This window comes from Acidimicrobiia bacterium, assembly GCA_030584185.1.
Taxonomy (GTDB): domain Bacteria; phylum Actinomycetota; class Acidimicrobiia; order Spongiisociales; family UBA11373.
On record CP129495.1, the window covers coordinates 2,145,993 to 2,171,269 of the forward strand.

The window sequence follows — 25,277 nt, forward strand, 5'->3', positions numbered from 1 at the left end:
CTCTCACGGAGGCAACGGTGGCAGGCGGTCTGATCGTCATCCTCGGAATCATCTCGATGGTCATGATCCACGAGGGCGGGCACTTCGTCGCCGCCAAGGCCGTGGGCATGAAGGCCACCGAGTTCTTCTTCGGCTTCGGACCCCGGATCTGGTCGACGCAAAGGGGCGAGACCGAGTACGGCGTGAAGGCGATCCCGCTGGGGGGGTACGTGCGGATCGTGGGGATGAATCCCTACGAGGAGGTCGACCCGGGCGACTTCGGACGCACCTATCGGGAGAAGCCGTTCTGGGCGAAGTCGGTGGTCGTGCTCGCCGGCGTCGCCAGCCACTTCGTCGTCGCCTTCCTGCTCTTCTTCGTGGTGGCCACCGCCTTCGGCGTTTCGGTGTCGACGACGGTGGTGGCCGAAGTGCAGCCGACCCTCACCGACGGCTCACCCACCCCGGCGGTACTCGCCGGGGTGCAGGCCGGAGATCGCATCGTCGCCATCGCCGGCGTGGCCGTCGAGGAGTGGGCCGAGGTGGTCGAAGTCATCGCCGCCCATCCCGGTGAGACCGTGCCCCTGGTCGTCGAGCGAGACGGGATGGTGTCGACTCTCGAGGCACCGCTGGCCTCGCTCGACGACGGAGCCGGCGGGTCTCGGGGCTACCTGGGCGTCAGCGCCGCCTTCGTCACCGATCGGGCCGGGCCCATCGAGGGCCTCGGTGATGCCGGTGCGGCCGTCGGCGAGGCGACGGTGGCGTCGCTGTCGGGCCTCTGGCGGATGATCACCGGGTTCGGCGGGCTGGTGGAGGCCGTGGTCACCGGAGATGCCGACAGCATCGGCGACACCCGCCCGGCCAGCCCCATAGGCCTCGTCCAGATTGGCGCCCAGACAGCCGACTACGGGTTCGGGTTCACCCTGCAGCTGGTGGCCCTGGTCAACGTCTTCGTCGGGGTGTTCAACGTGATCCCGATCTATCCGCTCGACGGGGGTCACTTCGCGGTGGCCCTGTACGAGAAGCTGCGGGGGCGGCCCGCCGATGTGCGCAAGCTGGCACCGGTCGCCGCCGTGGTGGTCGTGTTCCTGGTGCTCCTGGGCGTTCTCGCCATCTACCTGGACATCTCCAGCCCGCTCTCGCTGCGATGATCCAGCGCCGTCTCACCCGACAGGTGATGGTGGGCCGGGTCCCGGTCGGCGGCGGCTCACCGGTGACCGTTCAGTCGATGACCACCACCCGCACCGCCGACGTCGAGGCGACGGTCGCCCAGGTGTACGCCTTGAGGGCTGCTGGCGCCGACATCGTCCGTGTGACCTGCAACGACGTCGCCGCGGCGCGTGGGTTGGCGGCGATCGTCCCCCGGTCGCCGGTGCCCATCGTCGCCGACATCCACTTTCAGCATCGTCTGGCCCTGGCGGCGCTCGAGGCCGGGGTGCAGGCGCTTCGGCTCAACCCGGGGAACATTCGCAATCCTGCGCAGGTGAGGGAGGTCGCTGCGGCCGCATCCGCCCACGGCGTTCCGATCCGGGTCGGGGTGAACGCCGGCTCCCTCGACAAGGACCTGCTGGCAAAGCACGGGTCGGCCACGCCCGAGGCATTGGTCGAGTCGGCGCTGCACGAGTTGAGGCTGCTCGAAGAAGCGGGGTTCCACGATGTCAAGGTCTCGGTCAAGCACTCGTCGGTGCCCGCCATGGTCGAGGCCTACCGGCTGCTGGCCGATGCCACCGAACACCCGCTCCACCTGGGGGTGACCGAGGCCGGTCCGCCCCCGGCGGGACTCATGAAGTCGGTGGCAGGGATCGCCACCCTCCTCCTCGAGGGTATCGGGGACACCATCCGGTTCTCCCTCACCGCCGACCCGACCGAGGAGGCCGAGGCCGGCCGCCGGCTCCTGGAGCAGCTGGGGTTGCGCGAGCGCACCGGCCTCGACCTGATCGCCTGTCCTTCATGCGGACGGGCCGAGGTGGACGTCATCGCCGTCGCCGGAGAGGCGCAGCGTGTCCTGGAGGCGGAGGGTCTTCCCATTCAGGTGGCGGTGATGGGCTGCGTGGTGAACGGGCCCGGCGAGGCCCGCGAGGCCGACATCGGGATCGCCGCCGGCAAGGGCAAAGGCCACCTGTTCATCAAGGGCAAGGTGGTGCGCGTCGTGCCCGAGGCGGAGATGGTGGGCGCCCTGCTGGAGGAGGCGCGTCGCCTGGCCGCCGAAGGAATAGAGGCCCGGCTGGCCGCCGCCGATGCCGATGCCGACCGGCTCGCCCGGGAGGTGGCCACGGAACTGCTTCAGGCCGGCGGTGACCCCAACCACCTGGTGGAGCGCCAGGCCCGGGTGGCGGAGGTGGCGGGGGGCGAGTAGCCGGTCGATCCCGGCCCCCGATTACCCTGCGCGCCGTGCGCTGGTCCCAGGCCTTCATCCCCACGCTTCGCGAGGACCCCGCCGACGCCGAGGCGGTGAACCACCGCCTCCTGGTGCGCGGGGGTTTCATCCGCAGGCTCATGGCCGGCTCCTGGTCGTTGCTCCCCCTGGGCATGAAGGTCGCCAAGAAGATAGAGGCGATCATCCGCGAGGAGATGGACGCCATCGGCGGGCAGGAGGTCCTGCTCCCCGTGGTCCATCCGGCAGATCCCTGGAAGCGGACCGGGCGTTGGGACGACGTCGAGGGGATCCTGGTGAAGCTGAAGGACCGCCGGGATTCCGACCTGCTGCTGGCGATGACGCACGAGGAGATCTTCACCTTGATCGCCACCGAGCTCACCTCGTACCGGCAACTGCCCCAGCTCTGGTATCACCTGCAGACCAAGTTCCGCGACGAGGCGAGGCCCAAGGGAGGCCTGCTGCGCGTTCGCGAGTTCACCATGAAGGACTCCTACTCCTTCGACGTGGACTCCGCCGGCCTCGACCTCCAGTTCGAGAACCACTTCGAGGCCTATCGGAGAATCTTCGGCCGCCTCGGCATGAGGGCGATCCCGGTGCGGGCGTCGAGCGGGTGGATGGGGGGCAAGGAGTCGGTGGAGTTCATGGTGGAGAGCGCCGCCGGGGAGGACCTGGTCGCACACTGTGAGGCGTGTGACTACGCCGCCAACACCGAGAAGGCGACCTCGCGGCTGGCACCGATCCTGGATGAGCCCTGGCCCGACTCCCCCGAGGAGTTCGACACGCCTGGCATCCGGACGATCGCGGCCCTCGCCGATGCCTTTTCGTTCGCCGCCGCCGAGCGTCAGATCAAGACGCTGGTGTACATGGTCGGGAGCGAACCGGTGCTGCTCCTTCTCCGGGGGGATCACGAGCTCGAGGAGCAAAAGCTGATCGATGGGCTGGGGACCTTCGAGGTGCGACCCGCCCACGATGACGAGATCGTCTCGCTGCTCGGCGCCCATCCCGGGAGCCTTGGCGCGATCGGAGTCGTCGGGGCCCGGGTGATCGCCGACCCGGCGCTACAGGGCCGCACCAACATGACGACAGGCGCCAACCGCGACGACCGGCACATGCGGGGGGTGGATGTAGGGCGCGACCTCGCCGTGGGGGAGTGGCTCGACATGCGCCTGGTGAGGGAAGGCGAGAGTTGTCCCGAATGTGGTCAGCCGCTGCGCGTCAAGCGCACCATCGAGGTGGGGCACATCTTCAAGCTCGGGACCCGGTTCGCCGAGGCCCTGGGAGCATCGGTGCTCGATGAGAGCGGCCAGGACAGGGTGATATGGATGGGGTCGTACGGCATCGGCGTGGGGAGGAACCTGGCGGCGGTCGTCGAGTCGTCTCACGACGAGCGCGGCATCGTGTGGCCGGCTTCGATCGCTCCCTACGAGGTGGTGGTCACCCCGCTCGATGCCGGAGAAGCCGGCTCCGAAGCCGAGACCATCTACCGCCGACTGCGCGCTGCCGGCGTCGACACGCTCATCGACGATCGCGACGAGCGCCCTGGTGTCAAGTTCGCCGATGCCGAACTGATCGGGATTCCTTTCAGGGTCACCGTCGGGAAGCGAGGGCTGGCGGAGGGATTCGTGGAGGTCGTGTGCCGCAGCGATGGCTCGGTGGAGAAGATGGCGCCTGCGTCCGTGGCCGAGGCTCTGGGTGCCCGACTGGAGGTCGAGAGAGCCCGACGGGTATGATCCTGGCTTCGGGTCCGCCGATGGCGGGCCTGATATACTTGCGCGTCAATTGAGTGGACGCTTGAAGTGGGCGCCCCGCCCACTTCTTTCTATGAGGAGCACCGGATGGCTGACGTCGACGTCCGGCTCTGGGATCTCCTGGAGTCGTGGCTCGGGGCGGAGGGCGTGGAGCTCGACGACCTCCAGATGCTTGGCAGCAGTGCCGGGCGGATCGTGCGCGTCACCGTCGACACGCCGGGTGGCATCGACCTGGAGCGCATCGCCGAGGTGTCACAGGGCCTCTCGCGCCTGATCGATGCCGAAGGGGCGCTTGCCGGCTCGTACACCCTCGAGGTCTCCTCCCCCGGCCTCGAGAGGCCGCTGCGACGCCCGGCACAGTTCCGCAAGGCGGTCGGATGCGAGGTCGTGGTCAAGACCAGTCGGCCCATCTCGGGCGTCAACAGCCACCGCGGCGTCCTGGCGTCCGCCGACGACACAGAGGTTTCCCTGGTCGTGGACGGCGAGGACCGTCACATCCCCTTCACCGACGTCTCCCAGGCGCGTACGGTGTTCCGTTGGGAGAAGCCCCCGAAGCCGGGGAAGCGAGGTGCGCGGTGAACGAGTCTTTCATGGAGGAGCTCGAGGTCCTGGAGCGGGAGAAGGGGGTGCCGAAGGCGACCATCCTCGACGCCCTGGCCAACGCGCTCGTCTCTGCGTACAAGCGCATCCCGGGCGCCGCCGAGGAGGCGCGCGTCACCATCGACTGGGAGAGCGGCGAGATCAGGGTGTACGGCCAGGAGTTGGACGAGGACGGCAACGTCACCCGCGAGTGGGAGGACACTCCCGACGACTTCGGCCGGATCGGCGCCCAGACCGCCAAGCAGGTGATCCTGCAGCGATTGCGCGACGCCAAGCGCGCCCAGGTGTACGACATCTACGAGGGCCGGGAGGGCGACCTGGTCACCGGCATCGTCCAGCAGTCGGACCACCGCACCGTCATCCTCGATCTCGGGAACGCCGAGGCGGTCATGCCGTTCGGGGAGAAGATCCCGTATGAGCGCCTGGAGCGCGGGGCCCGGGTCAAGGCGCTGATCCTCGAGGTGCGCGACGAGGAGGCCAAGGGTCCCCAGATCGTCGTCAGCCGCAGCCATCCGGACTTCATCCGCCGCCTCTTCGAGCTGGAGGTTCCCGAGCTGGTCGAAGGAGTCGTCGAGATCCGGGCCATCGCCCGGGACGCCGGCCATCGCACGAAGATCGCCGTCGCATCCAACGACCAGAACGTGGATCCCATCGGCGCATGCGTCGGGGCGCGTGGATCCCGGGTCCGGCAAGTGGTGAACGAACTGCGGGGCGAGAAGGTGGACATCGTCGAGTTCCGGGAGGACCCCAAGCAGTTCATCGCCGAGGCGCTGAGCCCGGCAAAGGTTCGTCAGGTGACTCTCGAGGAGGAGCCCGAGAGGCGCGCCATCGTGATCGTCCCCGACCACCAGCTGTCGCTGGCGATCGGCAAGGAGGGGCAGAACGCCCGGCTTGCCGCCCGGCTCAGCGGTTATCGGATCGACATCAGGCCCGAGACCCCTCCGGAAGATGCGGTCCCCGCCCAGGAGGCCACCGTGCCCTCCGACCAGGAGCCGTCCGCACCAGCTGATGCGGCGGTCGTGGAGTCGGCCGAACCGGTGGAGCCCGCGTCGTCCTCCGAGGTCGATGCGGCCGAGGGGTCGGATCCGACGGTGACGGAACCCGAGCCGGTCGAGAACGACACCGACGACAGGCCGACGCCCGAGGCCTGATCGGGGGCGTGGCACAATGGGCCCGAGAAACCACTGAGGAGCGCATGCGCGTCTACGAACTGGCCCGTGATCTGGGCATGGACTCGAAGGACGTGCTGCAGCGCGCCCACGATCTGGGACTCGACGTCAAGACCGCATCCAGCGGGCTGTCGGACGACGACATCGCCCTGATCCGTCTCTCTTACGAGGACGAGAAGGCACCCGCCGTCACCCCTGCCGAGCCCGCTCCGGTGGCCGAGGCGGAGATCGGGGCCGGGGCCGCCGATGAGACCGCCGAGACCGAGCCGGCACCCGAGGCGCGACCCGATGCCAGGAAGGGGAGGGACGGGCGACGGCCGCGAGTCGAGGACGCCCCCCAGCCGCGCCGTTCGCTCACGGTCACCCAGGGGATCACCCCACAGGAGTTCTCCGACCTCACCCGGCGGCCGGTGGGGATCATCGTGCGCGAGTTGGTCACCCGCGGGAGGATGGCCGGTGCGACACAGCCCATTCCCGACGACCTGCTGGTCCCGGTTGGAGAGTCGCTCGGATACGACCTCACCGTGGAGGCGGCCCCCGAGGCCCCGGTGGTGGAGGAGGCGCCTGCAGTCAAGCCCCGCCAGGTCCACGACGATGCCGCCGCCGACCTGGTGCGGAGGCCACCGGTGGTGACCGTCATGGGCCACGTCGATCACGGCAAGACGCAACTGCTCGACACGATCCGCAAGGCCAACGTGGTGGCCGGCGAGGCCGGCGGCATCACCCAGCACATCGGCGCCTATCAGGCTCAGGTGGCCGACCGGCGGATCACGTTCATCGACACCCCCGGACACGAGGCGTTCACCAGCCTGCGCGCCCGCGGCGCCGAGGTGACCGACATCGTGATCCTCGTGGTCGCCGCCGACGATGGGGTGATGCCCCAGACGGCCGAGGCGATCAGCCACGCCAAGGCTGCCGGCGTTCCGATCGTGGTGGCGATCAACAAGATGGACCTCCCCGCAGCCGACCCGAACAACGTGCGCGCCCAGCTGACCGAGCACGGAATCGTGGTCGAGCAGCTGGGTGGGGACGTGGTCAGCGCCGAGGTCTCCGCCCTGACCGGTGACGGCGTCGATCAGCTTCTGGAGTACCTCGACCTCATCGCCGAGATCGAGGAGTTCTCCGCCAACCCGAACGCCCCGGCTTCCGGGACCGTGATCGAGGCACAGCTGGAGACCGGCAGGGGACCGGTGGCCACGCTGATCGTGCAGCGGGGGACCCTGCGTCGCGGTGACAGCCTGGTGGCGGGTCCGGTGTCGGGTCGGGTGAGGGCGATGTTCGACGAGCGCGGCGAGCAGGTGCAGACGGCCGGGCCCAGCACCCCGGTGCTGGTCATGGGATGGGACGACGTGCCCCAGGCGGGGGACTGGTTCGAGGCGGTCGAGGACGACCGCACGGCGCGGGCCCGGGCGGCCGAGAGGCAGTCGACGATGCGCGACGAGGACCTGGTGGTGCCGACCGCAGCCGAGCGGCTCACGGCGCTCCTCGAGGATCTTCGCACCGCCGAGGACGCCAAGCTGTCGATCATCGTCAAGGCGGATGCCTACGGCTCGCTGGAGGCGATTCGTGAGGCGGTGGGCAAGATCGAGCGCGAGGGGGGGCGGATCAGCATCGTCCACACCGCCGCGGGAGGCATCACCGAACGCGACGTGCTGCTCGCCGAGACCACCGGGGCGGTCGTCTTCGGGTTCAACGTCAGGCCCGACACCAACGCCCGCAAGACTGCGGAGAAGGCCGGCATCGAGATCCGCACCTACCGGATCATCTACGAGCTCCTCGACGACCTGGAGGCGATGCTGGTGGGTCGCCTGGCCCCTACCGAGGTGGAGAAGGTGTTGGGCACCGCAGAGGTGCGGGCGGTGTTCCGGGCGCCGCGTTTCGGGACGATCGCCGGCTCCTACGTCACCGACGGCGAGATGGTGCGTGGAGCGCGCGTGCGCCTGCTGCGCGATGGCATCGTCGTGCACGACGGCACCATCGGATCGCTGCGCCGCTTCAAGGACGACGTGAGGACGGTCGCCGGAGGCTTCGAGTGCGGCATCGGTATCGATGGCTATCGGGACATCAAGGAAGGCGATGTGCTCGAGGCGTACGAGGTCCGTGAGGTGGCGCGCACCTGATGGGCTCCGCCCTCGGCCGAGGTGCGAGCCGAGAGCGGGCCTGAGCGATGCAGGCTGCCGCCGTTCGGATCGAGTTGCGTGTGCCGGAGTCCCGTTCGCTCAAGGCGAAGCGGGCGGCGTTGCGCCCGCTGCTCGCCCGGCTGGAGGCGATGAACGTGGGGGTTTCCGAAGTGGCCGCTCAGGATGCCTGGCAGAAGGCGGTCATCGGAGTCGCCGTGGTGGCGCCCCGGCTGCATCGGCTCGAGCAGATCGTTGAGGCGGTGAAGCGGGTGCTCTACGCCGATCCCCGGCTGGAGGTGGTCTCGGTGACCGTGAGCCATCTGGAGTCGCCATGAGCCGTGAGTTCATGAGGCGCGTAGACGAGCAGCTGCGACAGGTGGTAGCCGACGAGGTGACCCGGCTCAAGGATCCCGGGCTCGGATTCGTGACGGTCACGGCTGTGAAGGCGTCGCCCGATCTGCGGATGGCGAGGGTGTACTACACCGTGCTCGGAGGCGACGAGGAGCGCGCCGAGACCGCCGCCGCCCTCACCCGGGCCAGGGCCCGGATCAGGAGCGCCGTCGGTTCGCGGGTCCGACTCAAGTACCTTCCGGACCTGGAGTTCGCCTACGACGAGTCGATAGACCACGGGATACACATGGAGGAGCTCTTGCAGCGCCTTCGAGAGGAGGATGATGACCTCGCTGGACACGGCGATGGCGGAGGCGGCTGAGGCGATCCGTTCGGCCTCGTCGCTGGCCATCACCGGTCACGTCTCGCCGGACGGTGATGCTCTCGGATCGGCGCTCGGTCTGGCTCACGCGGCGCGCGGCGCCGGGGTTCCAGCCGTGGTCGCCTTCGGGGGACCTGCCCCGATCTCGGACTCGCTGCGGTTCCTGGACCTGTCCCCGTTGGTCGATGCCGAGCAGTTCCCCGAAGCGCCTGAGTGTGCCGTCGTCTTCGACACCGCCACCGCCGATCGCCTCGGAGACCTGGCACCCCGGGTGAACCGTTCGACCACGGTGGTGGTCGTCGATCACCACCTCGAGGACGGCAGCGAGTTCGGCGACATCCGGGTGGTCGATCCCAGCGCTGCGGCATCGGCCGAACTGGCGGTCCTCCTCATCGACGCCGTCGGATGGAGCATCGGGGAGGCTGCCGCCCAGTGCCTGCTCACCGGGATCGTCACCGACACCGGCAGGTTCCAGTACTCGGCGACGGGTGGCGACACGATGCGCACCGCGGCGCGCCTCATCGATCTCGGGGCGCACCCCGAGATCGTCGGGCAACACGTCTACGAGTCGGTTCCGTTCGGATACCTCAAGGTGTCGGCGGCGATGCTGGGACGGGCGGTGCTCGAGCCCGACCTCGGACTGGTGTGGTCGTGGGTGGAGGAACCGGACGTGAGGTCGGCGGGGGTGTCCCTCGGGGACCTGGACGGCCTCATCGACGACCTGAGGGTGGCGCGCGAGGCGGGGGTCGCTGCGCTACTCAAGCAGACCGCATCGGGATGGAAGGTGAGCCTGCGCTCTCGAGGCCACGCCGACGTCGCCGCAGTCGCCGCCCGTCACGGCGGGGGTGGGCATCACAACGCCGCCGGGTTCACCATGGATGCCGACCGGGCTGCGGTCGTCGAGGCCGTGAGGAGCGGGCTTCGTGGTTGACGGCTTCCTGCTGGTCGACAAGCCGACGGGATGGACATCGCACGACGCGGTGGCGGCGGTCCGCCGGCTGGCCGGCATGAAGAAGGTGGGTCACGCCGGGACTCTTGATCCCATGGCCACCGGTCTGCTGGTCATCGGTCTGGGAACGGCGACCAGGCTGCTGCGCTTCGTTACGGATTCCGAGAAGACCTACCGGGCGGTGGCCCTGTTCGGAGTGGCCACCGACACCCTCGACGCCGATGGCGCCATCCTGGAGCGGTCCGAGATGTCGTTCACCGAGCAGGAGGTGGCCGACGTCGCCCGACGCTTCGTCGGGGTCGGCACTCAGGTGCCGCCCATGGTTTCGGCCTTGAAGGTGGGAGGGCGGCGGCTCCACGCCCTCGCCCGGCAGGGGCTGGAGGTGGAGCGAGCGCCCCGGCGCATAGAGATCTCCTCCCTCGAGGTGGAGGAGGTGACGCCGGGCGTCTACCCGGAGGTCACCTTCACCGTCACCTGCGGATCGGGGACCTACGTTCGGGTGCTGGCCGACGACATGGCGCGCGCCCTCGGCGGCCGGGCCCACCTGACGGCGTTGCGCCGCCTGGCGATCGGGCCGCACCGGGTCGAGGACGCGTTGGCGATCCCGGCGCTCGAAGACCTGGCCGCAGCGGGGAAACTCCTCGATGCGGTGCTGAGCCCGGCGGCCGGGCTCAGCGAGATTCGACTCCTGAGGCTCGACGAAGGGTCGGCTCGCGCCGCCGGGCACGGGTCCACCTTCACCTCGGTGGCGATCGGTGCCGACGAGCCCGGTCTCTACCGGCTGCTCGACCCCGAGGGAGCCCTGCTGGCTGTGTATCGCAGCGATGGGCGCAAGGCCGTCCCCGAGGTCGTACTGTCATGAAGGTCCTGCGCGGAGACACCACCGATTGGCTTCGCCCGGATTCGCCGACGGCGCTGGCCGTGGGGGTGTTCGACGGGGTGCACGCCGGGCACCGTGCCGTGATCGCGGCACTTCTCGAAGCCGCCGGCCGGCGCCGCCTGACTCCCGGAGTGGTCACCTTCGATCCCCATCCCCTGGAGGTGGTCGCTCCCGAACGCGCGCCGGCGGTGCTCACCGGCCTGGAGCAGCGTGTCGAACTGCTCGGTGACCTCGGAGTGGAGCTGGTGGCGATCGTGCCGTTCGACGTCGAGACCCGGGAGTGGAGCGCCGACCGTTTCGTCGACCTCCTCACCAACCGGTTGGCCGCCGCGCTCCTCGTGGTCGGCGAGGACTTCCGGTTCGGGCGAGACCGGATCGGGGACGCCGCCTTCCTGGTGGCCGCAGGCCTGGAGCAGGGCTTCGAGACGATCGTCCTGTCGCTGGTGGGCGAGCCCGTCCCCGCCTCCTCTTCGGCGATTCGTCGAATGCTGGCCGAAGGCGACGTCGAGGCTGCCGCCGCGGCGTTGGGCCGGCCCCACGAGGCATGGGGTGTGATCCCCGAGGGGGAGTTCGCCGCTCTTCAGCTGCCTGCCGGCATCGCCGTTCCGGCTCCGGGGCGGTACCTGGTGACATTGGGTAGGGGTGCCGGGGAGTCGAGCCCTGCCGAGGCGACCATCGTCCACGAGGGCGGCCCATCGGTCGACCTGATCCCGCACCCCGGAAGCGGGCCGTGGAGGGTGCGCTTCCTGTCTGTCATCGACCGATCCTCGGGCCGGGGGCCTTGACCCGGCGGGAGTCACGGCGCACCCTGTGGCTCCCGCACTCCCTGAGAAGGGAGCATCGTGCTCGCCGCCATCGTGATCTGCGGGTCGATCGGTCTCTTCGGCGGTCCCGGCCTCGTCGCCGACGACCCTGGACCGGCACCGGGGCCGTCATCGGAAGACCCGGCCGCACCGGAGCCCGGCTCCGACTCCGATCTCGACACCGCCCTGCTCGCCCTCGGGGTGCTGCTCGCCGGGCTCGCATCCGCAGCGCCGGGTGCCGCCCTCGGGCTGAGGCCGCCTCCGGGTCACCTCGTGGTGTTCGTGCCCGGGCACGGCCAGCCCCACGCCCGCCAGGCGTTCGCCGACATGGTGAAGGCGATGGGGCTGGAGGAGGGTGACGCACGCTACTTCGAGTACGGGTGGGTCACCGGCGACGCCGATCCGGTGCGGGCTTCGCAGCGGGCCCCGGTCGGCCCCGCCGCCGGGGCCCTCAACGCCTACCTGGGAGGTCTGTCGGCCGAGGGGCGGCCGATCTGGTTGGTCGGGTTCTCCAAGGGCGGCGCCGTCATCGCCGAGACGATCGCCGCCTGGGACGACGGGGCCTACGGGCCCAGCCAGGCGGTGCGGGGCGCCACACTTCTCGATCCGCCGCTGGCCAGAGGAGTGCACGGGTTGCTGCAGAGCGCCGGGCGCCTGCAGGGTTGGCTCCCCGACGACGGCGGATACGACCCGGTGGAGTGTGCCTTCGTGCTGCTCGGCTGTCGCGACAGGCGAAGGTTCCTCGGTGACGCCGCCGGGGTGGAGGTGCTGGTGGTTCGCAATCCGAAGGCGGGCATCACCTCGTTCTCCGACCGTCCCGACGGGCTCCGGGTGCTCGACGCTCCCGACCTGGGGCCCGGCTTCTGGCAGCAGGCTCTGGCCAACCCACTGGCGCTTCCCGGACGCGTGGTCGCCGCCCATCACTCGGTGCTCTCCGACCCGGCGGTGGCTCGCTGTGTAGTCACCGAGATGTGGGCTCCGGGGAGTTGCGCCTTCGGCGGGGCGCCGTCCCCTCCGGCCTGGCAGGTGCCGCTTCGTCCATGGCGCGGTGTGCGGACCATGTGAGGGAGACCGCGAAAAACCTGTCCAGGCCACGACGCGGGGCTCCGATGGAGTAGTCAGGACTCCCCAAGGGTGCCACCCGTGGCAGTGCAATTCACCCATGAAGAGATCGGCGTCCTGCCGGGCAGCACGGCATGGGCTGCCGCCGCGGTTCACGACGACCATGGCTCCGGCCTGCCCGATCTGCCCGACGGCCGGATGCCGGCCCATGAGAGCCGTCGTCGTCGGCGCCTGATCAGGGGCTTCGCCCTGTTCGCCATGGTCGTCGGCGCCTCCTACCTCACCTGGCGCCTGCTGTTCACCATCGAGGCCGCCGCCTGGTTCGTGGCGGCCCCGATGCTGGTCCTCGAGCTGCACCACGCCTTCGGCCTCGGCCTCTACACCTTCTCGCTGTGGGACGTGGACCCGCCCCCGGTGCCCGCCCCCGTCGACGGCACCGACCTCGCCGTCGCCGTGCTCATCCCCACGCTGGACGAGAGCATCGAGGTGCTGCTGCCGGTGATCGGTGCCGCGGTGACCCTGCAGCCTGAGCACGAGACCTGGGTGCTCGACGACGGGAACCGCCCCGACGTGGCCCGGCTGGCGGCGGCCCTCGGTGCTCGCTACCTAGCTCGTGAGACCAACGAGCACGCCAAGGCGGGCAACCTGAACAACGCTCTGCAGTTCGTGGAGGCCGACGTGATCGCCGTCCTCGACGCCGACCACGTCGCCGGACGCGACTTCCTCAGACACACCCTCGGCTACTTCGATGACCCGGGGATCGCGGTGGTTCAGACGCCGCAGGACTTCTACAACGTCGACTCCTTCGAGCACGAGGCCCGTCCCGGGCGGCGGCCACGCTTCAACGAGCAGGCGGTGTTCTACCGGCTGATCCTGCCCGCCAAGAACCGCTGGAACGCCGCCTTCTGGTGCGGCACCAGTGCCCTGGTGCGGGTGGCGGCACTTCGCGATGTCGGCGGCGTCGCCACCGACTCGGTGACCGAGGACATCCACACGTCGGTGCGGATGCACAAGAACGGGTGGCGCATCATGGTCCACAACGAGGTCCTGGCCCGGGGCCTGGCCGCCTCCGACGCCCGCCAGTACATGATGCAGCGCCGCCGCTGGGCCCGCGGGGCCATGCAGGTGATGCGGCACGAGCGACTGTTCTCGAGCCCCCGCCTCACCCTCGCTCAGAAGCTGGCCTACGGGGCCACGCTGGTCGGGTGGTTCGACGTGCTGCGCTCGCTGGCGTTCGTGTGCCTGCCGGTGCTGGTGCTCTTCTCGGGAGCATTGCCGATCGCGGCACCGATCGAGGTGTTCGGGCCCGCCTTCCTCGGAACCTTCCTCATCCAGTTCACCGCCCTGCGCCTTCTAGCCCGCGGGTACTACCCGCCGCGCCTGTCGGTGCTCTTCGAGACCCTGCGCATGCCTGCGGTGGTGCCCGCGTTCCGGGCCCTGTTCGGCTCGGGCGACAAGGGTTTTCAGGTGACCCCCAAGGGCCGCACCGCAGGTGCGAGGCACAGGCTCCCGGTCCCTCCTCTGATCCGGGCGCTTCTGCTGGCATCGGCGGCAGCCATGCTGTGGGCCGGCCTGACCCTTGCCGGGGCAACTCCGCTTCACTACGGCGAGCCCGACGCCATGTACGGCACCGCCGGATTCCTGGTGGTGAACATGGCGCTCCTGGTGGCGGCCGCCCGCCGGGTGCGCGCTCCCAACTTCGCCGGCGAGCGCCGGGCCTCGGTGCGATTCCCCGTCGACATGACCGGCGCCCTCTCGGGGGTTCCGGTGCGGATCCGTGACCTCTCCCTCACCGGGGCTCGGGTGCGCTTCGACGGGGAGGTCGACGCCGTCCCGAAGCTCGGCCAGCTGGTTCGTCTGCACATCGCCAGCGGCGACATCGAGATGAAGGCCTGCGTGGTCAGCGCCTACCGATCCGACTGGACGGGAAGCGACCTCGGCCTGGAGTTCTCGCCCGGACAGTGGGACCGGATGCGCGATCTGGCACTGATGTTGTTCCATGGGGGGTCACGGAGACCGGAGCAGGAAGCGGCCGAGACCACCGGTGACGAGGGTCGGGCGGCTTGACCGGCCGGATCGGAGCGATGCTCGTCGCGCTCTCGGCGCTGGTCGTCTCATGCGGCGGTGAAGGGGTGGCGGATGAAGCCCAGGCCCGGCCCGCTCCGATCGACGGGGTTCCGGCCGAAGTCTTCTTCGCCCGGTCGTGCGCCCCGTGTCACGGGGTGGATCGTGCCGGGAGGTCCGGTCCGGCACTGCTCCCCGATGTGCTCTCGGAGGACGATGCCTTCTACGCCGCCGTGATCCAGGAGGGCCGACCGGAGAAGGGAATGCCGGCGTGGGGGGGGTGTCCTCGACGACGCCGAGGTGGCCTCTCTGGTCGCCATGCTGCGGAGCCCGCCGGGCGAGGGTTCAGCACCCGATCCGGGGTGGGGGTTGGACGGGGTTTCCGCCCCGGCGGCTCTCGAGCTCGGGGAGGCCGACCTGGGGTCGTCCCTGCCATTCACCTGGGTCCTGTCCAACGCCTCGACCGAAGCCGTCGACGCGGTTCGGTTCACCAGCCCGTCGCTTTCGGTCTTCCTCCTCGATGCGCTCCCCATCAGGATCGAGGCGGGCGGCTCGGCCACCCTCAGCGCCGTACTGGTGCCGGTCCCGGGGTCGCCACCGGGCGAGGTCACGGGATCGGCGGTCGTGGACCTGGTGGGACCCGGCGGAGAGGGCAGCCGCAGCCTGTCGGTGCATGGTGTGGCATCACCTCCAGACCGGGCCCTGGCCATGACCGAGGTTCCCGTGCGGGGCATGCCGGTCCGCCTGGCGTCGTGGGATCGGTACCTCTTCGTCGGATACTTCGACGGGACCATCGACGTCATGGAGTTCGACGGGCCGACCACCCTGAACCTGGTGGAGCGGATCGAAGCCATCGCTTTGACGCCCAACCACGGGCCCGACGGGGCGCCGCAGCCGGAGGTGGGCGGAAGGCTGATTGGCGGGATCGCCGTGGACGACACCGGAACCCTGTACGTGACCCACGCCGATCCCCGGCTCGACGAGGGAGAGTTCTCCCGCACCGGCCACCTGGCCGACCTGAACTCGGGGGCGGTCACCGCCCTCGACGGTCCGCCCGGTTCCTACGGCGCCCCCGGCCATCGCCGCGATCTGGTCCTCGGCCTGCCCCGCAACGTCACCAACCACATTCCGCTCGGGGTGGCGTGGCGGGCCGGGAGCCTTTTCGTGGCGGTGGGCGCCATGACCGACTCGGGAAGCCCCGACGACTCCAAGCCCGATCCGGACACCGGGTTGAGCGGCAGCATCCTCAGGGTCGATCTCGCCGCCGGCGAAGGCATGTTTCCGGTGAGCCTCACCTCACCCGGTGGCGACCCCGCCGCCGTCGAGGCCCTCCCTACCGGGGTGATCGAGATCTGGGCTACCGGGGTTCGCAACGGCTTCGGCCTCGCCTTCGTCGGTGACGACCTGTTCCTGACCGACCAGGGATCGGACGGCGGATGGGCGCCTTCCCCGGCCGAGGGTGTGCCCGGGTTCGGTCCCCACTTCGGCCCCGACCACATGCACCTGGTCGCCAGGGGTGCCTATCTGGGGCAGCCCAATCCGGCTCGTGGCGAGATGGTCCTCGACGACGGGAGTGGCTACGCCACCGCCGTCGTCAGCCCCGGCTACACGGCCCCGGTCCACGCCTTCGGGCTCCACGACTCCGCCACCGGCATCGTCGCCTACCGGGGTGATCGGTTCCCCGACCTGCAGGGAACGATCCTGGCGGCCAAGTTCAGCGGCACGGTGGGCCTCCAGGCGCTGCGGTTGGACGGGACCAGGGTGGTGGAGGTGCGCCAGCTGGTGACCCGGCCCGAGGTCAACAACGTCACCGACGTCGTGGTCGGCCCCGACGGCCAGATCGTGTTCGCCGAGATGTGGGACATGCGGCTGCGGATCGCCACCGGTTGGCGTTGATGGCCCCTCTCGGCTCTGGGCCGCCCCGAACCTGTTACACTTCTGCCGCCGGAGAGCAGTCTGCCTTCGGTTTCTCATGACGGACACCAAGACCATCGTCGCCGAGTACGGCTCGCATGCCACGGACACCGGTTCACCGGAGGTCCAGGTTGCGTTGCTTACCGAGCGTATCAACCATCTCACCGAGCACCTGAAGGTCCATTCCAAGGACCATCACAGCCGGCGCGGTCTGTTGATGATGGTCGGTCTTCGTCGTCGCCTGCTCGACTACCTGAAGAATCAGGACGTCGAGCGCTACCGGAGCGTCATCGCACGCCTCGGGCTGCGGCGCTGATCAAAGGCGGCCGATCCGGTCGCCTTTGTGCTGTCATGGGAGCAACGACAGTCGGGAGTGCGCCTCGTCAGTTGCTAGTTGCCAATCATCGACGCAATCGAAGGTTGACCACTGGTAATTGGCGGACGTGCGCTCCCTCGATGAAGAGAGAGACAACATGTCCGAGTTTTCGGCATCCGGCGTCGTAGGAGACGCCACCTTCCACTTTTCCACGGGCCGATTGGCCCCCCAGGCCGACGGCGCAGTCGAGGCCCGAGTCGGCGACACCGTGGTGCTTGCCACCGCCGTTGCCTCCCGGCGCCTTCGCGAGGGAGTCGACTTCTTCCCGCTGACGGTCGACGTCGAGGAGCGCATGTACGCCGTGGGGAAGATCCCCGGGTCGTTCTTCCGGCGTGAGGGACGCGCCACCGAGCGCGCCACCCTGTCGGCACGGCTCATCGACCGGCCGCTCCGGCCCTCGTTCAAGGACGGTTTCCGGTCCGAGACCCACGTGGTCGCCCTGGTGACCTCGGCGGACGAGGACCAGCCCTACGACGTGCTCGCCCTCAACGCCGCCTCGGCCGCCCTGATGGTGAGCCCGATTCCGTTCGAGGGCCCGATCGCCGGGGTGAGGCTCGCTTACCGCAACGGCGAGTGGATCCCGATGCCCACCTACGCCCAGATCGCCGAGTCGGTGTTCGAGCTGGTGGTGGCGGGCAAGCGCAACACCGAGGGCGGGATCGACATCGCCATGGTCGAGGCCGGCGCCACCGAGGAGGCCATGCGGCTCATCGCCGACGGCCAGGCACCCACCGACGAGGCCGCCGTCGCTCGCGGCCTGGAGGAGGCCAAGGCATACCTGAGCGCCCTGATCGACCTCCAGCTCGAGCTGCGCTCCCAGGTGTCCATCCCCGAGGTGGAGTTCCCCCTGGTCAGCGACTACTCCGACGACCTGTACGCCCGGGTCGAGGCCGCCGCCAAGCCCAAGGTGGCCGAGGTGGTCGAGATCGCCGGCAAGCAGGATCGCAACCTGGCCGAAGAGGCGGCCCGGGAGGCCACCATGGCCGAGCTCGGGATGGACGCCGATCACGAAGAGGCCGCCGCCGCCGGCCGCGCCTTCCGCAGCGTGATGAAGAAGGCGATGCGGGCGCGGGTGGTGAGCGACGGGATCCGGCTCGACGGGAGGGGCACTCGTGACGTGCGTCCCATCTCGGTCGAGGTGGGCGTGGTCCCCCGAGGGCACGGCTCGGCGATCTTCCAGCGTGGCGAGACCCAGGTTCTCAACGTCAGCACCATCGGGATGCTGCGCATGGAGCAGATGCTCGACACGATCGGGATCGAGGACTCCAAGCGCTACATGCACCACTACAACTTCCCGCCGTTCTCCACCGGCGAGACCGGCTTCATGCGCGGACCCCGCCGGAGAGAGATCGGTCACGGCGCACTCGCCGAGAAGGCGCTGCTCCCGGTGATCCCCACCGAGAACGAGTTCCCATACGCATTCCGACTGGTGTCGGAGGTGCTCTCGTCGAACGGATCGTCGTCGATGGCGTCGGTGTGCGGTTCCAGCCTGTCGCTGATGGACTGTGGCGTGCCGATCGCCGCCCCCGTCGCCGGGGTGGCCATGGGCCTGATCGCCCATGAGGGCGGGTTCGTCACCCTGACCGACATCCTCGGAGCCGAGGACGCCCTGGGCGACATGGACTTCAAGGTGGCAGGCACCGCCGAGGTGATCACCGCCCTGCAGCTCGACACCAAGATCGAGGGGCTGCCCGCCGAGGTGCTGGCCGCGGCCCTCGACCAGGCCCGTGAGGCACGGCTTCACATCCTGGCCGAGATGGCGAAGGTGCTCTCCGCCCCCAGGGCGGAGCTGAACCCGATCGCCCCCCGCATCGAGGCGGTGGTGATCCCCAAGGACAAGATCGGCGAGATCATCGGGCCCAAGGGCAAGATGATCCGCGAGATCGAGGAGCAGACCGGGGCCACCCTCGAGATCGAGGACGACGGGACGGTGCGCATCGGCGCCGCCGACGGCGACGCCCTGCGCATGGCCAAGGAGCGGGTGCTCGGCATCGCCTTCCCGCCCGAGGCCGAGTTGGGCAAGGAGTACGAGGGCGAGATCGTGAACATCACCAAGTTCGGCGCCTTCGTCAACATCCTTCCCGGCCGCGACGGCCTGCTGCACATCTCCAAGATCGGGGGTGGCCGCCGCATCGAGAACGTCGAGGACGTGTACTCGCTGGGCGACAAGGTGCAGGTGGTGGTGCGTGAGATCGACGACCGGGGCAAGGTGAGCCTCGACCTGGCCGGTGCGGAACCGTCCCCGGGCGGGGACGACGAGCCACGCGAGCGCCGCGAGCCCAGGGGTGACCGCGAGCCCCGCGGCGACCGCGAGCCCCGACCCGACCGTGGCGGAAGGGACCGCGGCCCGCGTCGCGACGGCGACGGCGCCGCCGCCCGCAGCGGGTCGCCGGCGTCTCCGGCCAAGCCGGGACGTCAGGTGGTCTCCTTCGAGGACGAGTTCGAGTCCGGCATCTGAGCCGGCTCGCCATCGAGGATCCACGGGGCCTCCCTTCGGGGAGGCCCCGTCGTCGTCGGATCGGTAGCCTGCGGCGATGACCACCTCCAGCCGACCCCAGATGCCGCCGATCGCCGACGAGGCGGGCATGGCCGACCTGCTCGCCGAGCAGGTGATCGGCGTGCTCTGCAGCCACAACCCCGACGGCACCATCCATGCCGCCCCCACCTACTTCCTCCACGAGGACGGGCTCTACGTGATGGGCACCCAGGATGGGTCCCAGCGGGTGAAGAACCTGCGGCGCGACCCGCGAGCCACCCTCCTGGTGGAGCGACGCCAGGAGCCGTACCGGTCGGTGACCGTCTACGGGCGGGCCGAGGTGCTCCCCGGCGACCTGGAACGCCGGATCCGGATCCTGGAGCGCGTCTCGCCCCGGGAGGAGGCCGAGCAGTTCGCCGGTTGGCTGGCCGCCGAGTGGGGCCTGATCGAGATCAGGCTGCACCCGCAGCGCCTGGTCACCGTGGACTACTCCTAGCGGGAGAACGTCCCCATCAGGGTCGCCCGGGCGAGGATCCTGCCCTCCATGGCGGCGTGCAGGGCCTCCTTGCCGGCGCCGGGCGCCAGGTCGAGCGGCCGGTCCAGGGCGTACACCGTGAAGAAGTAGCGGTGGGTGCCCCCGGGCGGGCAGGGCCCCCGGTAGCCGGTGGTTCCCCACGAGTTGCGCCCCTGGGTGCCGGGAGCAGCACCTTCGGGGAGGGTGTCGAAGGGATCCATGTCGTAGGCGACCCAGTGGTCCCAGGTGCCGCCGGGAGCGTCGGGATCATCCATGATCAGGGCCAGTGCGGCGGTGCCCGGGGGAAGCCCCTCGATCGTGAGCGGAGGCGACAGGTCGGGGCCATCACAGGTGTGGCGGGCGGGGATGGGGCTTCCCTCGGTGAATGCGGTGGAGGTCAGGTGCATGGTCGCCTCCGGTGTGGTCGTGGTGTCGGCCGGGGCCGTGGTCGGGGGAGTGGTGACGGCGGGGTCGTCGCCGCAGGCGGCGACGGCGAAGAGCAGGGCCGTCAGCACCGCCGCCACTCGCATGACGCCACCTCCCGGTCGGATGGTATCTCCCTCCCCTCCTCCTTCCCATCGAACATGTGTTCGATTAGGATGATCCGCCCTTGGAACCGGCCTCTCTCCTCACAACGTCGGCGGGCGCCCCGTCGCCCCTTCCGGCGTCGCCCGTCGACCTGGCCGCCGCTCCCGGGCGAGTGCTGGGCCTGGTCGGCGCCCCCGGATCGGGGCTGACCCGTCTCGCCCTCACCCTGGTGGCGGAGCACCCCGGCCCGGTCGCCGTCCTGGACGTCCGGGGCTGGCTGTGCCCGACGTCGGCCTGGGAGGCGGGCATCGACCCGGAGAACCTGGTGGTGGTGCGCTGCGGGGATCGGGCCGCCTGGCCCCATGTCGCCGCCTCTCTGGTGGAGGGGTTCGCGGTGGTCTACGCCGAGGTGCCGCCTCACCTCCCCGATGCCGTCCTGCGCCGCCTCGCCGCCCTGACCCGGGCCCGTCGCTGTGCCCTGATCCTGCGTCCGGTGGGCGGCGACATCCCTTCCGGGGTGCTGCACCTGCGGCTGGAGTCGGTGGGGGTGGCCTGGGAAGGGGTGGAGCAGGGGCACGGCGCCTTGACGAGACGCCGCCTCGTCCTGCGGGCCGGGGGCAAGGGGGCCCGTGGCGTCGAACAGGTCGTGGAGATGGAGGACGATGGCACGCATCCTCTGCGTGTGGTACCCCGATTGGCCGCTGCGCCGCCCGGACTCGCCGCCGGATAGTCCCTGCCAAGTGGTGGACGCCGCCGGGACGGTGGTGGCCGCATCCCCGCAGGCCCATGCCCTGGGCGTCCGGATGGGGATGCGCCGCCGCGAGGCCGAGGTCCTGGCGCCGACGGCGGTGACGCTGCTCGCCGACCCCGGTGCCGAGACTGCCGCCTTCGAGCCGGTGGCCGAGGCGATCGAGGCGGTGGTGCCCCGCATCGAGATGGCAGGCCCCGGCCAGGTGTTCCTGCCGGTGGCCGGGGCGGTGCGCTACTACGGCTCCGAGCCGGCGGTGGTGGAGCGGGTGGTGGCCGCCGCCCGCTCCGTGGCCCCGGGAGGGTGCTTCGGTCTGGCCGACGGTCCCTTCGCCGCACGGATGGCCGCCGAACGGGCCGGGCCCGAGCCGCTGATCGTGGGCGACACCGCCGCCTTCCTCGCCGACGTCGACGTGGCCGCCATCGGGGTGGCGGAGCTGGTCGACACCTTCCGCTGGCTGGGGATCGGCACGCTGGGCGGGCTGGCCGCCCTGCCCCGGGAGGCGGTGGCCTCCCGCTTCGGTCCCGCCGGCCTGGAGGCTCACCGCATCGCCGGTGGCGAGGACCGCCCGGTGCGGCCACGACGCCCCGCCGAGCCGTTGCTGGTCGAAGAGGCGTTCGACCCGCCCCTGGACGACTTCGAGCGTGCCGCATTCGCCGCCCGCGCCCTGGCGAGCCGGCTGCTGGAGGCGGTGGCTCCCACGGGGGCGATGCCGCACCGGGTGGAGGTGGAGGCCGAGGCCGGCTCCGGCCCGGTGCGGGCCCGCACCTGGCGCAGTGCCCATCCCTTCTCCGAGATCGAGCTGGCGGAGCGGGTGCGCTGGCAGCTGCGTGCCTGGATCGAGGCCGGGGGTGTGCCCGGAGGGGTGGCCCGGCTGCGTCTCATCCCCGCCGACCTCTCCGACCGGGGTCGGCAGCTGCGCCTCGGCCAGGATGCGGCGTCGGAGGCCGACGCCCATAGGGCGCTGGGGAGGGTGCAGGGCCTGGTCGGGCCCGACGCCGTGCTCCAGGCGGCGCCCCAGGGCGGCCGTGACCCGGGGGAGCGGGTGCTGTGGCGCCGCTGGGGCGAGGAGGCGCCCGCCCGTCCCCTCGACCCGGCGGCCCCCTGGCCGGGACGGCTCCCCGATCCCTCGCCGGCGCTGGTGCCCCCGGAGCCGCAGCCGTTCGAGGTGGAGTGGGATGGTGGATTCCCGGTGCGGGTGCGCCTGGGCTCCCGCTGGGAGCCGGTGCTGGGTTGGGCCGGCCCGTGGCGTCGCACCGGGCGGTGGTGGGATGGGGAGGAGGCCGCCGACCGCTACCAGGTGGTCACCTCGGCCGGGGCCTTCCTGTGTGAGGTCCGCCAGGGCCGATCGTGGCTGGTGGGGGTGTACGACTGAAGGGATGCGGGTAAGTTGACCTCGGTGGACCGACAGGTCCAATCCCAGGTCTTGACTGGGAGATCCCACCAGCAAGTCGGCCGAAAAACCGCGCCTACGCACGCCCGGCCAAGCGGCGCCTGCGGGTTCCCCGACTCACGCTGTACTGCCACGACAAGAGAATATGGAGTCTGTGAGTAGCAAGATTTGGCCAAACACGATATACTGCAGACGTCAAGGAGGCCGTGTTGGCACGACTGGGCCGTCCAAGGCACCCAGCTAGCCCGTTCTGTCAACCGTGTGCCCGCGGCTCTCTCCTAGTCACCGCTCTGGTCGGCGTCTTGGTCTTCTTGGTGGTTTCGGTCGCCCTCGCCAACTTCGGAGCGACCCCAGATTGCGGGTACGTGATTGGAAGCAGCGGTTCGGACCCGTTCACTTCGTGTGTGAGTTTGGCGAACAACAAGTGGCATGCGGTCCGGCCGTACAGCTTCAGTAACCAATGGACGGGGATGGACACAGCTGTCCAGAACTCGCTGACCTACGATTACAACCCAACAGATCTTGACGCTTACTGGACGACCACCGACAACCTTCCAGACGTTCGTGCGTGGGATTGGTACTACCCCGAGTATCCCGGAATCGTTGCATGGGTCGATTGTCCCGCCGACAACACACAACTCGGAGGTTCCGGGGCGTCACGATATTGCAGGGGCCAGATAATACGTTTCAACGCCGAGTTTGCGCCTTACTTCAACCAACTGGGGCGAGACTGGGTGGCCTGCCACGAACTTGGTCACACGGTCGGACTCCAGCATTCGACCGACAACGACTCCTGCATGGAGCCGGACCCGAGCAACGGGGTGGAGCATGTGCTCACGGTTCATGATGAGAACCACATCGATGGTCAGTACTGAGAGACCGGCTCGCACGATCGGCGTGTTTTCGGTGCTGGTGGGCGTGCTGGTGCTGCTCTCCGTTGCCGCTGCAGTGACCATCTGGGACGACCGTTATTCCCGCGAGGCGGTCACCGCGGTGACGACCGGCCTCCCACAGCCCGATGCCGCGACCGGCGATGCGGCCGAGAGTCGATACCAAGGCTCGACCGGAGCCTCGATGGCCGTCCGGTACTGGTCGGGTTTCGCACTCCCGGCGGCAATCGAGATCGAGCACTACGACTCGCTCTCCCAGATGGTCAACTCATCGACCGCAGTGGTCCTGGTGCGTGCGCTCGGTCCAGGGCCTCACTGGTCTGGCCAGGGTGACCCTGCGAATCCGTCAGACAAGACTGGGGTCTCCAGCCTGCGGGTCGAGGTCGTCGAGGTGCTCGCCGGCCAACTCGACTTTGTCGACGGCTCGGTGGTGGCTGTGACCGGCCTCAACGTGCCCTCAGGCGTCGCTACCGACGATCCGGCGATCCTGTTCCTCAGGAGCCACCAGGAGCGGCTCGTTCCGCCGGCGACCTTCGCTGATCCCCGAGCACAGGAACGGTACGACCGACACCTCGCCGACTTCATGGCGTTCGCCTGGGACAAGTACCGTCTGGTGAGCACGCAAGGCGTGCTGGTCGGTGTCGATGGCGGGACCGCGAACCCGGCGAGGGACTGGCTGGACCCGGTTGCGGGAGAGGTTCGCTCGATGACGATGGAAGAGGTGGCTGCCCGGATACGGGCGGTGGCCGGTCATCCGGAGCTCGCCAAGCCGCTCGATGCCCACGTCTGTTGTGAGCCGTCGAAGTAGACACAGAAGGGTCGCGCTGCCTGGTCGAGCCTCACCTGGAAGCCTCGCCGGCTCGGTCGGAATAGACCCTCGCCACGTAGGTCAGCGTGGCGCCCTCGTACTCCGCTCGCACCTCGTAGCAGCGGCTCCCCACCGAAGGCTCGAACCCGGTGATCATGAAGGTGCCGATGTCGGGGCGGGTCCCGTTGGACACATCGGTGATGACGATGGGCTCCTCCGCCGCGTCCAGGCGGGTGACGGTGACCGTCATGTCGGGTCCGTGCACGAAGGCCTCCGAGCCGTAGGTGAAGTGCCGGCTCCAGAAGAAGAGCTTGTCGCCCAGGAAGTAGATCGACGCCCCCTCGAACGGGATCATCGTCCACAGGTCCTCGGTGCCGTACCACTGTGCCTCGTAGATGTCGGGTGGTGTCTCCGGGTAGGGAGCGGGCGGCACGAACCACGGATCGTCCACGACGGTCGCCGGGCACACATCGCCTGCCGCCGGCTCGGGGCCGAGGCGGGACCAGGTGATGGTCGCCCCCACCAGCACCAGGGCTGCGGCGAACGCCACCCAGGGAAGCGCCCTCCGGCCGCCCCCGGTGTCTCCGATGGCTGCGATCCGTTCCTCCACCGTCCGCAGTACGCGCCGCCCATCGGCCGAGGCCGCCCAGGTCTCGCCCTCGCCGGGCTCGATGGGATCTGGAATCCGGGTCACTTCGGGTCACCTCCCGTCAAGGTCTCCAGCCGCCTACGGGCCCGACTAAGCCGCTTCCGGTAGGCGGAGGGACTGATCCCCAGCACCACCGCCGCCTCGTCGGCGGCGAGCCCCTCCCATGCGGAGAGGAGGAGCGCCTCCCGGTCGCCTCTCGACAAACCGGCGAGCGCATCCCCGGCATCGACCGACTCCGTCGCCGGATTGGCCACACCGGCGGCTCCGCCTGCAATCCGATGCACCAGTAGGGCACGGCGCCGTTCGGCCCGCCGTCGGGTGGCTATCACCCGCCTGGCCACGCCGTACAGCCAGGGCAGCGGCCGTTGCGGGCGCCGGTCCCGGTGGCGCCACGCCACCACGAAGGTGTCGGCAACGACGTCTTCGGCGGCGTCTCGTCCCACGCGGCGCACCGCATACGCATAGATGCTCCCGGCATGGCTTCGCCACATCTCGTCGAGCCACAGTCGTTCGTCTTGCAC

The 25,277-nt window shown here is 69.9% G+C and carries 24 protein-coding genes; 21 read left to right on the plus strand and 3 right to left on the minus strand.

Features of this window, described 5'->3' with window-relative positions:
- The first annotated feature begins 17 nt into the window (after positions 1-17).
- The 17 genes from QY307_11110 (at position 18) to QY307_11190 (ending at position 19,722) form a co-directional block, all read left to right on the plus strand.
- Positions 18-1,127, plus strand: coding sequence for a site-2 protease family protein (locus tag QY307_11110; GenBank protein ID WKZ82615.1), 1,110 nt, complete (start codon positions 18-20; stop codon positions 1,125-1,127).
- Positions 1,124-2,332, plus strand: coding sequence for a flavodoxin-dependent (E)-4-hydroxy-3-methylbut-2-enyl-diphosphate synthase (gene ispG / locus QY307_11115; GenBank protein ID WKZ82616.1), 1,209 nt, complete (start codon positions 1,124-1,126; stop codon positions 2,330-2,332). The genes QY307_11110 and ispG overlap by 4 nt, the downstream gene beginning before the upstream one ends.
- 26 nt (positions 2,333-2,358) lie before the next feature.
- Positions 2,359-4,083, plus strand: a complete 1,725-nt coding sequence (locus QY307_11120) for a proline--tRNA ligase (GenBank protein ID WKZ83796.1) — start codon at positions 2,359-2,361, stop codon at positions 4,081-4,083.
- Positions 4,084-4,188: 105 nt separating this feature from the next.
- Positions 4,189-4,680: a ribosome maturation factor RimP gene (rimP, locus tag QY307_11125; GenBank protein WKZ82617.1), complete on the plus strand. Its 492-nt coding sequence runs from the start codon at positions 4,189-4,191 to the stop codon at positions 4,678-4,680.
- Complete coding sequence (nusA, locus tag QY307_11130) at positions 4,677-5,852, plus strand: transcription termination factor NusA (GenBank protein ID WKZ82618.1); 1,176 nt, start codon at positions 4,677-4,679, stop codon at positions 5,850-5,852. The genes rimP and nusA overlap by 4 nt, the downstream gene beginning before the upstream one ends.
- A gap of 44 nt (positions 5,853-5,896) precedes the next feature.
- Complete coding sequence (infB, locus tag QY307_11135) at positions 5,897-7,990, plus strand: translation initiation factor IF-2 (GenBank protein ID WKZ82619.1); 2,094 nt, start codon at positions 5,897-5,899, stop codon at positions 7,988-7,990.
- Between the two features lie 47 nt (positions 7,991-8,037).
- Complete coding sequence (locus tag QY307_11140) at positions 8,038-8,325, plus strand: DUF503 domain-containing protein (GenBank protein WKZ82620.1); 288 nt, start codon at positions 8,038-8,040, stop codon at positions 8,323-8,325.
- Positions 8,322-8,702 (plus strand): 30S ribosome-binding factor RbfA, encoded by a 381-nt coding sequence (rbfA, locus tag QY307_11145; GenBank protein ID WKZ82621.1) that lies wholly within the window; start codon positions 8,322-8,324, stop codon positions 8,700-8,702. Before QY307_11140 ends, rbfA begins: the two co-directional genes overlap by 4 nt.
- Entirely contained in the window at positions 8,665-9,633 is a 969-nt protein-coding gene (locus QY307_11150; GenBank protein WKZ82622.1) for a DHH family phosphoesterase, read from the plus strand. The genes rbfA and QY307_11150 overlap by 38 nt, the downstream gene beginning before the upstream one ends.
- Positions 9,626-10,513, plus strand: coding sequence for a tRNA pseudouridine(55) synthase TruB (gene truB / locus QY307_11155; protein ID WKZ82623.1), 888 nt, complete (start codon positions 9,626-9,628; stop codon positions 10,511-10,513). Before QY307_11150 ends, truB begins: the two co-directional genes overlap by 8 nt.
- Complete coding sequence (locus tag QY307_11160; protein WKZ82624.1) at positions 10,510-11,316, plus strand: bifunctional riboflavin kinase/FAD synthetase; 807 nt, start codon at positions 10,510-10,512, stop codon at positions 11,314-11,316. Before truB ends, QY307_11160 begins: the two co-directional genes overlap by 4 nt.
- Positions 11,317-11,373: 57 nt before the next feature.
- Entirely contained in the window at positions 11,374-12,399 is a 1,026-nt protein-coding gene (locus tag QY307_11165; protein ID WKZ82625.1) for a hypothetical protein, read from the plus strand.
- A 78-nt stretch (positions 12,400-12,477) separates the two neighbouring features.
- Positions 12,478-14,463, plus strand: coding sequence for a glycosyltransferase (locus tag QY307_11170; GenBank protein WKZ82626.1), 1,986 nt, complete (start codon positions 12,478-12,480; stop codon positions 14,461-14,463).
- Positions 14,464-14,760: 297 nt separating this feature from the next.
- Positions 14,761-16,356: a PQQ-dependent sugar dehydrogenase gene (locus tag QY307_11175; GenBank protein ID WKZ82627.1), complete on the plus strand. Its 1,596-nt coding sequence runs from the start codon at positions 14,761-14,763 to the stop codon at positions 16,354-16,356.
- 76 nt (positions 16,357-16,432) lie between these two features.
- Positions 16,433-16,690 carry a 30S ribosomal protein S15 gene (gene rpsO, locus QY307_11180; protein ID WKZ82628.1) on the plus strand — a complete coding sequence of 86 codons (258 nt, stop codon included), beginning with the start codon at positions 16,433-16,435 and terminating at the stop codon, positions 16,688-16,690.
- A gap of 157 nt (positions 16,691-16,847) precedes the next feature.
- Complete coding sequence (locus tag QY307_11185; protein WKZ82629.1) at positions 16,848-19,208, plus strand: polyribonucleotide nucleotidyltransferase; 2,361 nt, start codon at positions 16,848-16,850, stop codon at positions 19,206-19,208.
- 76 nt (positions 19,209-19,284) lie between these two features.
- Positions 19,285-19,722: a pyridoxamine 5'-phosphate oxidase family protein gene (locus QY307_11190; protein ID WKZ82630.1), complete on the plus strand. Its 438-nt coding sequence runs from the start codon at positions 19,285-19,287 to the stop codon at positions 19,720-19,722.
- Here QY307_11190 and QY307_11195 read toward each other — a convergent pair.
- A complete protein-coding gene (locus QY307_11195) occupies positions 19,719-20,270 on the minus strand; it encodes a YbhB/YbcL family Raf kinase inhibitor-like protein (GenBank protein ID WKZ82631.1) in 552 nt (183 codons plus the stop codon). The two genes, QY307_11190 and QY307_11195, sit on opposite strands and share 4 nt — an antisense overlap.
- 80 nt (positions 20,271-20,350) lie before the next feature.
- On the opposite strand from QY307_11195, the gene QY307_11200 reads away from it, so the two are divergent.
- From QY307_11200 to QY307_11215, 4 genes are all read left to right on the plus strand, one after another.
- The gene (locus QY307_11200) at positions 20,351-20,998 is read left to right on the plus strand and encodes a hypothetical protein (protein WKZ82632.1); all 648 of its coding nucleotides are present in this window, start codon (positions 20,351-20,353) and stop codon (positions 20,996-20,998) included.
- A gap of 10 nt (positions 20,999-21,008) precedes the next feature.
- A complete protein-coding gene (locus QY307_11205) occupies positions 21,009-22,391 on the plus strand; it encodes a DNA polymerase Y family protein (protein ID WKZ82633.1) in 1,383 nt (460 codons plus the stop codon).
- Between the two features lie 488 nt (positions 22,392-22,879).
- The gene (locus tag QY307_11210) at positions 22,880-23,284 is read left to right on the plus strand and encodes a matrixin family metalloprotease (protein ID WKZ82634.1); all 405 of its coding nucleotides are present in this window, start codon (positions 22,880-22,882) and stop codon (positions 23,282-23,284) included.
- Positions 23,271-24,107 carry a hypothetical protein gene (locus tag QY307_11215; GenBank protein WKZ82635.1) on the plus strand — a complete coding sequence of 279 codons (837 nt, stop codon included), beginning with the start codon at positions 23,271-23,273 and terminating at the stop codon, positions 24,105-24,107. Before QY307_11210 ends, QY307_11215 begins: the two co-directional genes overlap by 14 nt.
- Before the next feature lie 31 nt (positions 24,108-24,138).
- Here QY307_11215 and QY307_11220 read toward each other — a convergent pair whose 3' ends face one another.
- Both QY307_11220 and QY307_11225 read right to left on the minus strand, forming a co-directional pair.
- Positions 24,139-24,801 carry a hypothetical protein gene (locus QY307_11220; GenBank protein WKZ82636.1) on the minus strand — a complete coding sequence of 221 codons (663 nt, stop codon included), beginning with the start codon at positions 24,799-24,801 and terminating at the stop codon, positions 24,139-24,141.
- Positions 24,798-25,277: a sigma-70 family RNA polymerase sigma factor gene (locus QY307_11225; GenBank protein ID WKZ82637.1), complete on the minus strand. Its 480-nt coding sequence runs from the start codon at positions 25,275-25,277 to the stop codon at positions 24,798-24,800. Before QY307_11225 ends, QY307_11220 begins: the two co-directional genes overlap by 4 nt.

Bases quoted from the DNA above. Each gene is read 5' to 3' on its own strand.
- QY307_11140 (WKZ82620.1), top strand. From the start codon at position 8,038: ATGCAGGCTGCCGCCGTTCGGATCGAGTTGCGTGTGCCGGAGTCCCGT.
- infB (WKZ82619.1), top strand. From the start codon at position 5,897: ATGCGCGTCTACGAACTGGCCCGTGATCTGGGCATGGACTCGAAGGAC.
- QY307_11210 (WKZ82634.1), top strand. From the start codon at position 22,880: ATGGACACAGCTGTCCAGAACTCGCTGACCTACGATTACAACCCAACA.
- rpsO (WKZ82628.1), top strand. From the start codon at position 16,433: ATGACGGACACCAAGACCATCGTCGCCGAGTACGGCTCGCATGCCACG.
- rbfA (WKZ82621.1), top strand. From the start codon at position 8,322: ATGAGCCGTGAGTTCATGAGGCGCGTAGACGAGCAGCTGCGACAGGTG.
- ispG (WKZ82616.1), top strand. From the start codon at position 1,124: ATGATCCAGCGCCGTCTCACCCGACAGGTGATGGTGGGCCGGGTCCCG.
- QY307_11185 (WKZ82629.1), top strand. From the start codon at position 16,848: ATGTCCGAGTTTTCGGCATCCGGCGTCGTAGGAGACGCCACCTTCCAC.
- QY307_11195 (WKZ82631.1), bottom strand. From the start codon at position 20,270: ATGCGAGTGGCGGCGGTGCTGACGGCCCTGCTCTTCGCCGTCGCCGCC.
- QY307_11215 (WKZ82635.1), top strand. From the start codon at position 23,271: ATGGTCAGTACTGAGAGACCGGCTCGCACGATCGGCGTGTTTTCGGTG.
- QY307_11190 (WKZ82630.1), top strand. From the start codon at position 19,285: ATGACCACCTCCAGCCGACCCCAGATGCCGCCGATCGCCGACGAGGCG.
- rimP (WKZ82617.1), top strand. From the start codon at position 4,189: ATGGCTGACGTCGACGTCCGGCTCTGGGATCTCCTGGAGTCGTGGCTC.
- QY307_11160 (WKZ82624.1), top strand. From the start codon at position 10,510: ATGAAGGTCCTGCGCGGAGACACCACCGATTGGCTTCGCCCGGATTCG.
- QY307_11150 (WKZ82622.1), top strand. From the start codon at position 8,665: ATGACCTCGCTGGACACGGCGATGGCGGAGGCGGCTGAGGCGATCCGT.